Annotated in this window: 11 protein-coding genes; 6 read left to right on the top strand and 5 right to left on the bottom strand. The window is 39.2% G+C overall.

The features are described from left to right. Positions 1-5 precede the first annotated feature (5 nt). Complete coding sequence (locus tag CH377_RS19915) at positions 6-140, bottom strand: hypothetical protein (RefSeq protein ID WP_008589440.1); 135 nt, start codon at positions 138-140, stop codon at positions 6-8. A 147-nt stretch (positions 141-287) separates the two neighbouring features. Continuing rightward, positions 288-2,333 carry a PP2C family protein-serine/threonine phosphatase gene (locus tag CH377_RS17945; RefSeq protein ID WP_243402068.1) on the bottom strand — a complete coding sequence of 682 codons (2,046 nt, stop codon included), beginning with the start codon at positions 2,331-2,333 and terminating at the stop codon, positions 288-290. A 192-nt stretch (positions 2,334-2,525) separates the two neighbouring features. Between CH377_RS17945 and CH377_RS17940 the strand changes: the two genes are divergently transcribed. From CH377_RS17940 to CH377_RS17925, 4 genes are all read left to right on the top strand, one after another. Continuing rightward, entirely contained in the window at positions 2,526-3,575 is a 1,050-nt protein-coding gene (locus tag CH377_RS17940; RefSeq protein WP_100725117.1) for a sulfate ABC transporter substrate-binding protein, read from the top strand. A 106-nt stretch (positions 3,576-3,681) separates the two neighbouring features. Next, on the top strand, positions 3,682-4,509 hold the full coding sequence (gene cysT / locus CH377_RS17935; protein WP_100725116.1) for a sulfate ABC transporter permease subunit CysT: 828 nt from the start codon (positions 3,682-3,684) through the stop codon (positions 4,507-4,509). Beyond that, a complete protein-coding gene (cysW, locus tag CH377_RS17930; protein ID WP_100725115.1) occupies positions 4,506-5,390 on the top strand; it encodes a sulfate ABC transporter permease subunit CysW in 885 nt (294 codons plus the stop codon). Before cysT ends, cysW begins: the two co-directional genes overlap by 4 nt. 9 nt (positions 5,391-5,399) lie before the next feature. After that, positions 5,400-6,473 carry a sulfate/molybdate ABC transporter ATP-binding protein gene (locus CH377_RS17925; RefSeq protein ID WP_100725114.1) on the top strand — a complete coding sequence of 358 codons (1,074 nt, stop codon included), beginning with the start codon at positions 5,400-5,402 and terminating at the stop codon, positions 6,471-6,473. A 70-nt stretch (positions 6,474-6,543) separates the two neighbouring features. On the opposite strand, the gene lfb1 is transcribed toward CH377_RS17925, so the two are convergent. Together lfb1 and CH377_RS17915 are read right to left on the bottom strand one after the other, a co-directional pair. Continuing rightward, positions 6,544-6,903 (bottom strand): LIC10280 family protein, encoded by a 360-nt coding sequence (gene lfb1, locus CH377_RS17920; RefSeq protein WP_100725113.1) that lies wholly within the window; start codon positions 6,901-6,903, stop codon positions 6,544-6,546. Between the two features lie 98 nt (positions 6,904-7,001). Continuing rightward, positions 7,002-10,238: a carboxyl transferase domain-containing protein gene (locus tag CH377_RS17915; RefSeq protein WP_100725112.1), complete on the bottom strand. Its 3,237-nt coding sequence runs from the start codon at positions 10,236-10,238 to the stop codon at positions 7,002-7,004. A gap of 198 nt (positions 10,239-10,436) precedes the next feature. Here CH377_RS17915 and CH377_RS17910 point away from each other — a divergent pair, with 198 nt between their 5' ends. Beyond that, positions 10,437-11,582: a TauD/TfdA family dioxygenase gene (locus CH377_RS17910; RefSeq protein ID WP_100725111.1), complete on the top strand. Its 1,146-nt coding sequence runs from the start codon at positions 10,437-10,439 to the stop codon at positions 11,580-11,582. A 93-nt stretch (positions 11,583-11,675) separates the two neighbouring features. On the opposite strand, the gene CH377_RS17905 is transcribed toward CH377_RS17910, so the two are convergent. Next, positions 11,676-12,593: a LysR family transcriptional regulator gene (locus CH377_RS17905; protein WP_100725110.1), complete on the bottom strand. Its 918-nt coding sequence runs from the start codon at positions 12,591-12,593 to the stop codon at positions 11,676-11,678. A 150-nt stretch (positions 12,594-12,743) separates the two neighbouring features. On the opposite strand from CH377_RS17905, the gene CH377_RS17900 reads away from it, so the two are divergent. Beyond that, positions 12,744-13,658 carry an NAD(P)/FAD-dependent oxidoreductase gene (locus tag CH377_RS17900; RefSeq protein ID WP_100725109.1) on the top strand — a complete coding sequence of 305 codons (915 nt, stop codon included), beginning with the start codon at positions 12,744-12,746 and terminating at the stop codon, positions 13,656-13,658. The last annotated feature ends 248 nt before the right edge of the window (positions 13,659-13,906 follow it).

Raw genomic sequence — 13,906 nt, 5'->3', positions numbered from 1 at the left:
GAAGACTATTCCTCTTTTACATTCTCTTGAACGTACTTTCTAAATTCAGCTTCGCTCATTTTGTCCGCATACAATGGATACAAAGCTGTAATCAACTCTTCCAAGGTGGGGAATTTTGCCCCGTCGAGCTTGAATGCCATAGGGTCCTCTACAAGGTAACGATTTCGGGATCCACTCTTAAAAGTATGGACCCGTTCACCTTCTCTCTAACCATGATTTTCGGGGTCCAATACAATAAAACTAGAAAACGATCCAATTATTCCCGAAAGAATAAATGTTTTACTAGTTTAGGAACGTTGGTCCTCTATTCCCAATACTAGTATATCGTCCTTTGGTTCTGAAGTTCCTAAAAATCTGAATAGATCTTCTTGGATGCCGCTTAATAATTCCTCTAAACTTTGAGAGTCTCCAGTTCTTAGGTAAGCCAATACTCTTTCTATTCCGTAAAAATCTCCGGGAAGTCTGGAGGATTCGGTAAGCCCGTCCGTAAAACAAAGTATCCTAAAACCAGGAGTAAGTGGGATCTCCTTATCCTCGAAATCGAAATTTTCCAAAAGACCCACTAACGGGTTTTCACATTCTATTATATGCTCTTCGTCTTTTGTCTGAACTAAAACAGGAGGGGATCCCGCCAAAGAAAGAGTAAGCTTTTTCCCGTCAGGAGAAATTTCTAAAATGGATGCGGAGAAGAATGTGGATACATTTCCGTACTTGCCATGGAATTGAGAGCCTATTGCCGAGAGTAATTTTCCGGGACTTTCTTCTTTTAATCTTAAATCTTCGTAAACACTTCTGATCAGGATAGTGATGAGTGCTGCTTGTATCCCATGACCGGTTGCATCCGCTAAGAAGATACGGATCTTTCCGCTCGGAAGTTCAGCGATATCATAAAGATCTCCACCTACTTCCGCCAAAGGTTTATGTAGAATCCCGAACCTGATCTGTCCTATATTCTTTTCAACCGCATCTTCCAGATTTAAGAGTCCCTTTTGGATCTCTCTTGCTACATTTAGATCATTTTGGATCAGACGAAGTGCATTTCTGAGTTGTTTAGTTCTTTCTTCTACCCTTCTTTCCAAATTTCTGGAAAGATCCATAAGTCTATCTAAACTTTCGGAACTTCTAATGGATAAGAATACTGATTGAGCTATTATAAATATGAATGCTCCGATATTCGTAAAATATCCCGTATCCAAATAAAAAGTCGCGTATAAGATATCGTGGATCATTGCGGCATAGACGAATACGAAACCCGCAAGGATAATCAGTGCACCTTTTCTTCTTCTTAAAGCTGCCTTAGTGAGAGAAAATAACCCCAGCGTTCCGGCAAGAAACGCAACCAGATAATAGATTGTAATCGTGAATGTGAATATTCGAACGGGGAATACAAGAACCACAAGACAGGCTCCGATCGCGATCCACCATACCAGATCTACTAAAATTCGTTTTAATTCTCTTGGGAAAACGGAAAGTATATAACTTAAAAAAACAGGGATTGCGAGGTAGAATGTAACATATTCTATCCTGACATAGTGATGATACTTTAGAAAATCAAGATATTCTGAAATAATCCTTGTACCTGAAAATAGTCCTCTTGCTGCCATAATCACGCAGTATGTGCCGAAATACATAGAGGCGGCTTCCCCTCTTCTTACAACGGCATAAATAAGATGAAGTAGCCCGATGCAGAAAAGACCTCCCGCTAAGAATAGATCCAAAAATCTTTCCGCATTCCAGGTCTTCTCTACGGTCGAGGCGGTTCCGAATCTGATAGGCGCCCAAAAACCGCCAAGCCTATGGTCCCGATTTGCGATTTGCATATCGATCTTCAGCTCTTCTCCATCAGGATTGAACTTCACTAACTTATTACACCAGGCAGGCTTGACTTCGAAGATGGTGATATCTGAAGAAGAAGGAAATTCAACTTCTCCACAAGAGGCTAAAAGTTTGCCGTTCACATACAAAAAATAGGAAGAACTTTGCTCTTGTAGGATAAATGCGAGTTCTCCGTAATTTCGATTTAGTTTTAGGTTAAGTTCGTAAGTTCCATAACCTTCTCCCAATCTAGATCCGTTCTTTCCATTCCAAGAAGAAGGTACACTGACAACTTCGTAAGAGTTTTGGCTCTCTAATCCGGAACTTTTCCAGTATAACCATCTAAATTTCCATAACCCGGAAAGTAGAATGGGACCTTGTTCTTCCAGATCATAATTCTTTAACTCGAGTGCCCCCTGAACAATTGTGGGATGTTCTAAGTTCGAAAACGATTCAGAACATCCGCTAAAGAATATTGAGAGAAATACTAGAATAAAGATACAGAAGGCCTTTTTCATTTTTGGGAAATCCGCTTTAAACCGAAGTCTGAGGGATCGAATCAAAAAAGCGTTCAAAATAGGAAAAAAATGTTCTAAAATATAAAACCCTTCTTGACAAAAAGAAGGGTATTCCGACTATAACAGATAAATATCCAATTTATTGGATAAAAATTCCGAGTTATCGTCGGAAGGGACGTAAAAGTGAACCTTATGAAAGCAAAATCTAATAATTCTGTACTCCGGTCAATCGCCAAAGGAATCGGCGCTCTTGCCTTAACCGGTATATTCTCCTTCTCCGCCTACGCGGATGATACTCTATTAAACGTTTCTTTCGATCCAACTCGGGAACTTTATGAAGAAATAAACAAAAAGTTCATAGAATCTTGGAAGAAGAAGTCCGGTAAAAATCTTACCGTCCAACAATCCCATGGTGGATCCGGAAAACAAGCTAGAGCGGTAATCGACGGATTAGAAGCGGATGTAGTAACTCTTGCACTTGCTTACGATATCGATAGTATCGTTACTAACGGTGGATCTGTTTCCAAAGATTGGGAGAAAGCATTCCCGAACCATTCTACTCCATACTACTCTACTATCGTTTTCTTAGTTAGAAAAGGAAATCCTAAAGCAATCAAAGACTGGGATGATGTTGTAAAACCAGGGATCGGAGTGATCACACCAAACCCTAAAACTTCCGGTGGAGCTCGTTGGAATTATTTAGCTGCTTGGGGATTCGCGAAAAAACAATACAAAACAGAAGAAAAAGCGATCGAGTTCGTTAAAAACCTCTATAAGAACACTTCTGTTCTGGACACCGGTGCCAGAGGATCCACTACTACTTTTGTTCAAAGAGGAATCGGTGATGTTCTTCTTGCTTGGGAAAATGAAGCAGAACTTGCTCTATCCGAGTCCAGAAAAGCAAACGGCGGAGTGGCTCAATTTGAAGTGGTTTATCCGAGCACAAGTATCCTTGCCGAAACTCCTGTAGCAATCGTTGAAAAAGTAGCTGCTAAAAAAGGAACTACTGAAATAGCAAAAGCTTACTTGGAATTCTTATACACCAAAGAAGGCCAAGAGATCATTGCTAAACATTTTTTCCGTCCAAATGATGCAGCTATCCTAAAAGCGAATGTTGCAAAATTCCCTAAACTTCAATTATTCGATGTAAGGACTATTGAAGGTTCCTGGGCGGCTGCTCACAAAAAACATTTTGCTGACGGTGGTCTTTTCGACTCCATCTACGGCGATGCAAAGAAGTAAGTAGAAACTCTACTTATCACTTATGAAAAGGGAGCCGCCTTAAGGAGCGGCTCTTGGTTTGACGAAATAGGGCGTTTCTCAAGAATCGACTCAAAGGGTTTCCCGTTTGAAGCTAATTTTTCGTCCTTATTCTAAAACAAGCTTTGGTCTGTCCTTAGGACTCACAGTCTTCTACCTTAGCCTTCTGGTTATCATTCCATTATCCGCATTATTTTTTAAATCTGCAACCTTAGGTGTTTCCGGACTCTGGGAAGTTTTTTCAGAGGAGAGAATTAAACAGGCTCTGTATTTAAGCTTTGGAGCAGGTGGAGTCGCGGCCATTATTAATCTATTCGTCGGATTTTTATTCGCCTGGGTTTTAGTTCGTTACGATTTCCCGGGCAAAAAGATCTTAGATTCACTGGTAGATCTTCCATTTACCCTTCCCACAGCCGTTGCAGGGATAGCGCTTACCACGATCTATGCTCCTAACGGTTTTATCGGAAAATATCTTACACCTTATGGAATCAAGATCGCATACACTCCGATCGGGATTGTGATCGCTTTAGTTTTTATCGGATTTCCCTTCGTAGTTAGAACGGTCCAACCTATCTTAGAAGATCTTCCTAAAGAATTGGAAGAAAGCGCTTATTGTTTAGGGGCAAGCAGATTCCAAACATTCACAAAGGTGATTCTTCCTGAGTTAATCCCTTCTCTACTTGCAGGAACCAGTATGGCCTTTGCAAGAGGGATCGGGGAATACGGATCAGTTGTTTTTATCTCAGGAAACCTTCCAGGTAAAACTGAAATCCTTCCATTGCTCATAGTTACCAAATTAGAGCAGTATGAATACGCAAAGGCGACAGGGATTGCGGTATTGATGCTGGTCCTTTCATTTACGATCATGTTCGGGATAAACTATCTGCAAAATAGAGCCTCTAGGAGACTTGGATGAAAGAAACAGAATCCGTTTGGATCCGCTTGGCTTTGATCTTTTCAGTCTTAGTCCTTGCATTTATCATTCTAATCCTACCGATCACAGTAGTTTTTTTAGAAGCATTCGCCCAAGGTTGGGAAGCTTATCTACAAGGATTACAAGATAGTGATACTATAGCAGCAATGTTAATGACATTGAAAGTGGCCGGTATCGCAGTTCCTTTGAATACCGCATTCGGCTTAGTCGCCGCATTCCTATTAACCAGATTCGAATTTCCGGGCAAAAATATTCTACTTACGATTATAGATTCTCCTTTTGCGGTTTCTCCGGTAATCTCCGGTTTGATCTTTCTATTACTTTTCGGAAAGCAAGGATGGATGGGAGATGTATTAGAAGAATGGAATATTAAGATCGTATTCAATACTCCCGGTCTTGTGATCGCTACCGTATTTATAACACTTCCGTTTGTTGCAAGAGAACTAATCCCTTTAATGCAAAGTCAGGGAAAAGAAGAAGAGGAAGCGGGTATTTTATTAGGTGCTTCTCTCTACCAAACATTCATCAAAATTATTATCCCGAATATTAAATGGGGACTTTTATACGGACTTATACTCTGTAATGCAAGAGCCATGGGAGAATTCGGAGCAGTTTCAGTATTGTCCGGACATATCCGTGGAAAAACGAATACACTCCCCCTACAGATAGAAATGTTATATAATGAGTATAACTCAGTGGGAGCGTTCTCCGCTGCATCCGTATTAGTATTTCTTTCTCTACTTACCTTACTCTTAAAAACAATCTTAGAAAGAAATCTTCATCGCAAAGAAGAAATAGAGATCCCAGAAACAACCGGTCTCGGAAAAGAAAAAAATACAAATGTTCAGGTTTCCAAATCCTAGGAGAATAGAATGTCTATTGAAATTCGAAATGTAAGCAAACGATTCGGAAAATTCCAGGCCTTGGACCAAGTGGACCTGACAATCCCGGATGGAAATCTGGTAGCATTACTCGGACCCTCCGGAAGTGGAAAGACAACACTTCTTAGGATCATTGCAGGGTTAGACACTCCGGACGAAGGGGAAGTATTATTCAATGGAGAAAGATCCAAATCCAAAAGTTCTAAGGACAGAGGAGTAGGATTCGTATTCCAACATTATGCACTTTTCCGCCACATGACGATTTTCGAAAATATCGCATTCGGTCTAAAAGTCCGTCCAAGATCCACAAGACCTTCTAAAGAAGAGATCCAGGAAAAAGTATTCCAACTTTTGAAATTGGTTCAATTGGAAAATTTCCATGCAAGATTTCCTTTCGAATTATCCGGAGGTCAAAGACAAAGGGTGGCATTGGCAAGGGCTTTGGCAATAGAGCCTAAGTTTTTACTTTTAGATGAACCTTTTGGAGCATTGGATGCAAAAGTAAGAAAAGAATTACGCACCTGGCTCAGAAGGCTTCATGACGAAATTCATATCACAAGCGTATTCGTAACTCATGATCAGGAAGAAGCATTAGAGGTAAGTGATTCCATAGTTATTTTAAGATCTGGCAAAATAGAACAGATCGGTACTCCTGACGAAGTCTATAATAAACCTAAAACACCTTTCGTTTTCCATTTCTTAGGAGATGTAAACCTTTTCCATGGAAGGATCCACGAAGGAACCGCGAAGATAGGCGATATAGATGTAGCAACTCCTGAACATTCGGACGTAGTGGATAAAGAAGGAGTTGCCTACGTTAGACCTTATGATGTGGAAATTTCCAGAACTTCTACCCAAGGAATTCCTGCAGAGATACAATATATCCATTCTACAGGTAGAAATGTGAGAATTGAATTAAAACGATTGGATTCAGGAACTTTAATCGAGTCTTTGTTAGATCAATCTAGTTTTAAGGAATTAAATCTACTTCCTGGTGAAACAGTGTATCTTAGGATCAAAAAAGCGAAAGTATATGTCGAATATATGGAAGATTTTTCGATCTAATCGGAAAGAATTAGAAAAGAATAATAAAGAAAATCCCCGCATTCACGGGGATTTTTTGTATCAATAGATCTTATTTGGTCAGGATTTCAGTACCTGTCCCGTTCCCCCAAGTACCTTCCAATCTACTTCCACCACTTTTAACCGTGTAGATTACTGGATAAGTATCACCCCAATCTACGGTTAGAGTATTTCCACTCAAAGAACCTGTTCCGGAAAAACTATTTCCTACGGACCATTGGAAATTGTAAGACCCATCCTCGTTTAAAGTGACTGTAACACTTCCTCTATATTTACTTCCGTCTGGATTTGTACCTGTCACTTTATAGGTTCCATAAACGTTCAAAGATTGAGCGCTCAAATAGGAGAAGGAAACGGTCAAAGCGATCACGGTAAATAAAGCTATAATTTTAGCTTTAGGACTTCTAAACATGAATACCTCCGGGTGAGGGCAAAATAAAAACATAAATCCGGATCTAATCAAGATCTTTATGGGAGTTCAGAAAACATTTATTTCCAACTGGAATCTCTCTAAATACAAGAATCATAACCCCTCAAGATCCATTTTCTGGATTCGGCAGGGTCTATTACTGCATCTATTTCCAAATAGGAAGCCATATTGATCGCCTTGCCTCTTTCAAATGCCTCAGAAACCAAACGTTCGAATAAAATTTGTCTTTCTTTCCAATCTTTTATTTCTGCGAGTTCCTTTTGGTATCCAGTTCTAATTTCCCCTTCTATGCCCATTGCACCGAATTCTCCCGTCGGCCAAGAGATTGTGAATATAGGAGAATGAAAACTGCCTGCAGCCATAGCCATCGCTCCCAGACCATATCCTTTTCTAAGAACGATAGTAAACACAGGGACTCGTAAGGAAGCTCCCGCCTCAAAAAGTTTTGCCGCTTTACGTACTAATCCTTTCTTCTCCACTTCAGGACCTACCATAAAACCAGGCGTATCACAAAGAAATAATATAGGAAGTTTATTCAGATCGCAGAATTCCGCAAACTCGGAAGCCTTCTCTGCTCCTTCTGCATCGATTGCTCCACCTAAATGAACAGGATTATTCGCGATCAGACCGAGCGCACGTCCCTCTATACGAATCAGAGAAGTTACAATTCCTTTCGCAAAATCCTTTCTGAATTCCAACACCGAATCAGTGTCCGCCAAAGAAGAAATGATGGAGCGGATCTCATAGGACCTCAAACGATTTTCAGGAATTAAAGTCCTTAGGATTTTTTGATCCTTATATTCGAATTTTTTGATATTTCCTTGGAAATAGGAAAGCGCTTTTTTTGCGGTAAGGACCGCCTCTTCTTCATTCTTTACTAATATATCTATGACTCCGTTTTTGGTTTGCACCTCCGCAGGACCGATCTCTTCCGCAGAAAAATTCCCGAGACCTCCACCTTTTACCATTACAGGGCCGCCCATACCGATATTAGAATCTTCTGTTGCGATCCTAATATCGCTCGCACCAAATAATGCGGCATTCCCTGCAAAACATCTTCCTGCAGCTATTGCGATCCTAAGGCTTTTTCCTTTTAAACCTGCGTATTTACGAAAAGTATGTAGATCCAAACCTGCAACTGCAGGAACATCCACTTCTCCTGGACGACCTCCCCCTCCTTCCGTAAAGAATACGAGGGGAAGTTTTTGGCTTTCCACCATTTCCAAAAAACGATCCGTCTTTTTATGGTTCATCGCTCCTTGGGTCCCCATAAAAACTGTATAATCATAAGCTAATACGGAAACTCTTGCTAAATGAGAATCGAATAACTTACCATTCACTGTGCCAAGACCTGCAATCAACCCGTCTGCCGGACTGAGTTTGATCAATTCTTCTAAGGACCTTCTTCTTCTTTGGGCTGCAATTGCAAGGCTTCCGTATTCTACAAAACTTCCTGGATCGCAAAGATCCGCCACATTCTCTCTTGCTGTCCTTTGTCCTCTTTTATGCCGTTTCGAAACTGCTTGTGATCTAGAAACATCTTCATTTAAAAGTAAACGATCTAAAACTTCTTTCAGGTCCGGACGGATCCGGTTCGGATCGATTTCTTCAAAATGAGAAAAAGAAGAATGTTCCAAATCTTCCTCTCGGATCCAAACAAGTATTTCTCCTTCTGAAATAACCTTTCCTGGTTCAATCAAAACTCTTTCTATAATCCCGCTAGTTTCCGAATGTAAAAGATGTTCCATCTTCATAGAAGAAAGAAGTGCGATCTTTTCTCCTTTACGAATAGACTCACCTTCCTTCGAGTAAATTTCCATAAGATTTCCAGCCATGGGAGAATGGAAGGAAATCAATCCTTCTGGAACATCTTCTTTTATTTTAAAATTTTCTAAATTAGAATTTTGTTCCGGATCAAAATTATATTTTTTGTATTTTGTTTGTGAAGAAGCGAGAAGTTCCGGAATTTTCTCCTCTATAAACTTTGTCCAAACAGAATATGATTCCAACTCTTTTCTTTTGAATACATTCAGAAGAAAAGGAAGGTTTGTTTTGATACCTTCTATCCTAAATTCGGATAATGCACGAAATGCAGATTGGATTAGTTTCGGAAATTCGGAATGTTTAGAATGAACGATTAATTTCGCGAGTAATGAATCAAAATTAGAACCGATCTCATAACCTGAATAAGCAGAACTATCCACCCTGACCCCAGGACCAGAACTTGGCTCGAATACTTTTATTTTCCCGGAAGAAGGAACGATTTCCCCTTTTTGGTTCCAGGTTTCAGAATTTATCCTGATCTGGATCGCATAACCTTTGGGAAATTCCAGATTCTTTTGTTCCAAACCTATCTCTTGGAAAGATTTTCCGGAAGCGATTTCCAACTGTGCTTCCACAAGATCTACTCCAGTGATTTCCTCAGTGATTGTATGTTCTACTTGTAATCTAGGATTGGATTCTATAAAATAAATTTCAGACTCAGGGCTGATCAAAAACTCAAAAGTGCCTAAACTTCTATAGAGAAGATGGGAAGCCATCTGCAAAGAATAAGAGATAATCTTTTCCCGGATTTTAGGATCCAAAAATGGAGCAGGCGCGATCTCGAGCAGTTTCTGGTTTTTTCTTTGTAGAGAACAATCCCTATCCCAAAAATGGAGGACCTTACCGGAACCATCTCCTAAAACCTGGACCTCTACATGTTTTGCTATCGGTAAATATTTTTCGGCGTATAAATCAGAATTTCCGAATGACTGTAAAGCTTCTTCCGAACAACTTTTAAACTTTGTCTCTAATTCCTCAGCATTGTTTATGATGCGGATCCCTCGTCCACCACCACCTGCGATCGCCTTTAATAGGAATATTCCATTTTTAGAATAGAATTCTTTCGCTTCTTTCAAATCGATTATCTTACGAAGTCCCGGCAAAGTAGGAACTCCTAATGATTCTGCGAGTAGGACCGCTTTTAATTTATCTCCCAAGATCTCAAGTGTCTTGGAATCCGGGCCTATAAATTTGATTTTTGAAGTTTCACACCTTTTTGCAAAGTCTGGATTCTCACTTAAAAATCCATAACCTGGATGGATTGAATCACAACCTTCTCTTAACGCGATGGAAAGTATTTCCTCCTGGTCTAAATATACTTTTACACCTCTGCCCTTGAGTGGAACGGAAAAATCAGTCACCAATCTATGCCTGGAATTTACATCGTCTTCTGAATAAATGGAAACTGTAGGAACTCCTAATGCTGAAGCAGCTCTTGCAATTCGAATGGAAACTTCTCCCCGATTCGCTATTAATAATTTGGATAATTTCATAAGTTGGAGGAAGTTTTATGAGAAAAGTCCCTAAGTCGATCCTGTTTCCAAGCCACCTCTAAATTTTAAACAAATGTATAATATATTGTGTATTTGTATAAATCATTATCCATAATAACGATTTTTATTCCAATATATTAGATATACGAATCGAAGCGGATCTATACATTCTCTGAAGTGGTTTTAAGGGGAATTAATATGCCTGCAACTAGCCTCACTCGATCTTCAGGGAAAAAGAAATCTCTAGTCAAAAAAGTGAATTCGGAGAAAGAGAAAACTAGAGTCTCCAAAACTTCGGAAGAAATTTCCAAAAATCTAATAAAGGGACTGAAACTCCCTATCGTATACTCTCCTTCCTCTCCGGAGAAGGCAGATCTAAAACATCTAACTAATTGGATCAAAAAAAACCAAAAAGAAATACAAAGAGATCTGTTGATCTATGGTGCCATCCTATTCAGAGGTTTTAATATAGGCTCTTCCGAAAATTTCGAAAAGGTCGCTTTAGGTTTAGATTCTAATCTATCAGAAGCATATTTAGGAACTTCTCCCAGAGATAAAAAGACTAAGTTTGTTCATACTGCTAGTGAACTTCCTTCTGCTTATCCCATCATGCAACATGCAGAGATGAGTTTCTTAAATAAACCTCCTAAAAAACTTTTCTTTTACGCCAAGGTAGCTCCTTCCAAAAATGGAGAAACACCTATCACAGATCTAAGAACAGTTTTGAGAGAAATGCCTTCTCATATTTCAGACAAGGTGGAAAAACAAGGTATCAAGTATATTCGTCATTATGATGGTCCGGGAGCTTCTAGGTATAGTCTTTGGAAAACAAAACCTTGGAACGAAATGTTCAAGACTATAGATAAAAAGGAAGCTGAGAAGGAGATAAAAAAACAGGATTTCGATCATGAATGGCTGCCCGGAAATAAATTAAGATTAATTAATTCTCAAGTAGGCGTGAGAAAACATCCAATCTCAGGATCGAAAGCTTGGCATAATCATAGCCAAACATTTCACATAGATTCTCCTAGATTAGAATATCAATATGTTTTCAAAAGACAAAAAACTTTAAGAGGACTTGGGGTTTATTTGATCCTAAGCCTATTAACCGGGATCAAAAAACTATTCAGTAAATCTGAAGACCTGGATGTTCATGCAACTTACGGAGATGGATCAGAAATCTCTAATAAAGATATCAAAACAATCATAGGTGTTTTCTGGAAGAATATCCAAATTTTCTCCTGGCAGAAAGATGATATTCTTTATATAGACAATTATTCAGTTTCTCACGGAAGGCTTCCATTTGTCGGTCCAAGAGAGATCCAAGTTGCCTGGACTGAATAAGGAATCCCAAGTCAGATCCAATTAGCAGAGATTTTTTAAGCATACTTTGTTTAAGAAATCTCATATTATGACCGGCAATTTTTATATCTTTCCTTAAAGCCTCATGACATCCATGAGGCATTCCGCATGCTTATTTTTGATAAAACTACTTTCGGATACAAAACTTAAAAAGGTCTTTAAAGAAGGATTTTGATTTTCCGGAACATAAAAAACAGAAACAGGTAAATATAATTTTCTGATCGGAACAAATTTTGTATCTGCAGGTGCAAAATTCTGTGCGCCTAAGATTGTCAAAGATACTCCTTTACCTGTAGCCACCAGGATAGGACAACTCTCTCTTTCATTCTTTATATAAACCTTGGGCTTAATACCGCTCTGTTTAAAAAGAGAAGAGATTGTATCATAAAAACTTCCTGAATCTTTCTTAGGATGTAATATAATAGTTTCGTCCTTTAATTCTTTAAATTCGATTTCTTCTCTTTTGGCAAGAGGGTGTTTTTTTGGAACAAGGACGCCAAGCACTTCGTCATGAACAGGATGTTTTTCCAAACGAGGATCGGAAACTTCTCCTTCTAAAAAACAAATATCGAACTGGGCTGATTTTAATCCTTTAATGATCCTATTTCGAGTTTCCTGTTGAAGTTGCAGCTTGATCCGAGGGAATCGATCCTGGAATTCATTGATGATCTGAGGCAGACTCGCCATAAAAGTAGTCGTCGAAAAACCGATACTGAGTCCTCCGGCTTTGAGTTTACCGATAGATCGGACTTCTTTTTCTATTTTTTCCGCTTTCGCAATGATCTCCCTGCCTTCCTTCAGGAGATGGACTCCCGCTCCTGTAAGTTTTACATGCCTTGTAGATCTCTCGAATAATTTAGTGGAAAGTTCCTCTTCAAAAGAAGAGATCAATCTAGTTAGAGGGGGTTGGGACATTCCCAAAATTTCCGCACTTTTCCTAAAATTCAATTCTTCAGCAACGACTATGAAAGATCTTAATTTAGATAAATCCATAGAATATTGATACCTAATTGGTATCAATAAATCAACTAAATTCGGAATAAAATAAAAAAATTACAAATTTACACCAAATGTATTTACAGTTTATAGTATGGTAAAATTTCAATAATTATTATCATCGAAAGTTCTTATAGGAGGATGAAAATGAAATTCGATTATGAAGTATTGATCATTGGCGGAGGTCCAGCAGGACTCAGTGCCGCATTGGCTTTGGGAAGAATGAGTAGGACTGCCCTAGTCTGCGACGATAGTCGTCCAAGAAATGCAGCGTCTTCTCATCTAAACAATTTTCCGACTCGCGATGGTATCCATCCGGCAGAGTGGAGAAAATTAGTAAGAAAAGATTTAGAAAAATATAATACTATCGGCTTTTTCGAAGGAAGTGTCATTTCTGTTGAAAAATCAGGGTCGGGATTTGCCGCCAAGTTATCCTCGGACAAACTTCTTCATTTCAAAAAAGTTATCCTTGCTTACGGAGTAGAAGACAAATATTTACAGGTCCCTGGTTACAAGGAGCTCTGGGGTAAATCAATCTTCCATTGTCCTTATTGCCATGGCTTCGAAGTGAGAGGCACCAAGCTTGGTCTGATCGGAAACGGAGATACTTTGTTCTATATGCTTCCTCTTATATACGATCTTGCATCTGACTTAGTAGTTTTTACGAACGGAAAAGCCGAATTCAAAGATGAACAAAAGGCGTTATTGGAGAGAAAAAAGATCCGTTTTATAGAAGATAAGATTACAGGTTTTGATTATGAAGGAGAAAAACTCAAAAGTGTTCTTTTTGAAAATATAGAGAGTGTAAAAAGAGACGGCCTTTATGCACTTCCTACTTTTCCATTTAACTTAAAATCCAAAATCGGAGAAGTACTTGGCTGCGAAAAAGACCAGTTCGGATTCTATAAAGTTGGAGAAAGAGGAAAAACAAGTGTAGAAGGAGTCTATGCTTGCGGAGACAATTCGAATGGAGCACATTCCGTTTTACTAGCTGCGGCTTCCGGAGGAATGGCAGGCGCAGGTGTAGTTCATGAGTTATTAAGCGAGAAATTATTAGAGTAATCTTTGTTGGAATTCCAACATGAGTTATGGATTGGAAATTGGGTTGATGTTTTTGGGAATTTAGTGTATAGGGGGAATGGCTTCTCCCACAAGCCCGCCTCCTCCACCCGAACTTGGGTGGGGGCGATCTTCATTCCCATGTAGGAATTCCAACAGTACGACAAAATTCCGATTATCAGAATTCTTACTAAGAGTTGTATCTTAGATCATTAGCTTTGATTAGAATGTCAGGAAATTTGAAGAAGAGA

The sequence above is a fragment of the Leptospira haakeii genome (assembly GCF_002812045.1).
In the GTDB taxonomy this organism is placed as follows: domain Bacteria; phylum Spirochaetota; class Leptospiria; order Leptospirales; family Leptospiraceae; genus Leptospira_B; species Leptospira_B haakeii.
The sequence above is the reverse complement of the archived record's forward strand: the minus strand, read 5'-3'. Positions and strand labels throughout refer to the sequence as shown.

Excerpts from the sequence above, each read along its gene's own strand:
- CH377_RS19915 (WP_008589440.1), bottom strand. The coding sequence starts at position 140 with ATGGCATTCAAGCTCGACGGGGCAAAATTCCCCACCTTGGAAGAGTTG.
- CH377_RS17945 (WP_243402068.1), bottom strand. The coding sequence starts at position 2,333 with ATGAAAAAGGCCTTCTGTATCTTTATTCTAGTATTTCTCTCAATATTC.
- CH377_RS17940 (WP_100725117.1), top strand. The coding sequence starts at position 2,526 with ATGAAAGCAAAATCTAATAATTCTGTACTCCGGTCAATCGCCAAAGGA.
- cysW (WP_100725115.1), top strand. The coding sequence starts at position 4,506 with ATGAAAGAAACAGAATCCGTTTGGATCCGCTTGGCTTTGATCTTTTCA.
- CH377_RS17925 (WP_100725114.1), top strand. The coding sequence starts at position 5,400 with ATGTCTATTGAAATTCGAAATGTAAGCAAACGATTCGGAAAATTCCAG.
- lfb1 (WP_100725113.1), bottom strand. The coding sequence starts at position 6,903 with ATGTTTAGAAGTCCTAAAGCTAAAATTATAGCTTTATTTACCGTGATC.
- CH377_RS17915 (WP_100725112.1), bottom strand. The coding sequence starts at position 10,238 with ATGAAATTATCCAAATTATTAATAGCGAATCGGGGAGAAGTTTCCATT.
- CH377_RS17910 (WP_100725111.1), top strand. The coding sequence starts at position 10,437 with ATGCCTGCAACTAGCCTCACTCGATCTTCAGGGAAAAAGAAATCTCTA.
- CH377_RS17905 (WP_100725110.1), bottom strand. The coding sequence starts at position 12,593 with ATGGATTTATCTAAATTAAGATCTTTCATAGTCGTTGCTGAAGAATTG.
- CH377_RS17900 (WP_100725109.1), top strand. The coding sequence starts at position 12,744 with ATGAAATTCGATTATGAAGTATTGATCATTGGCGGAGGTCCAGCAGGA.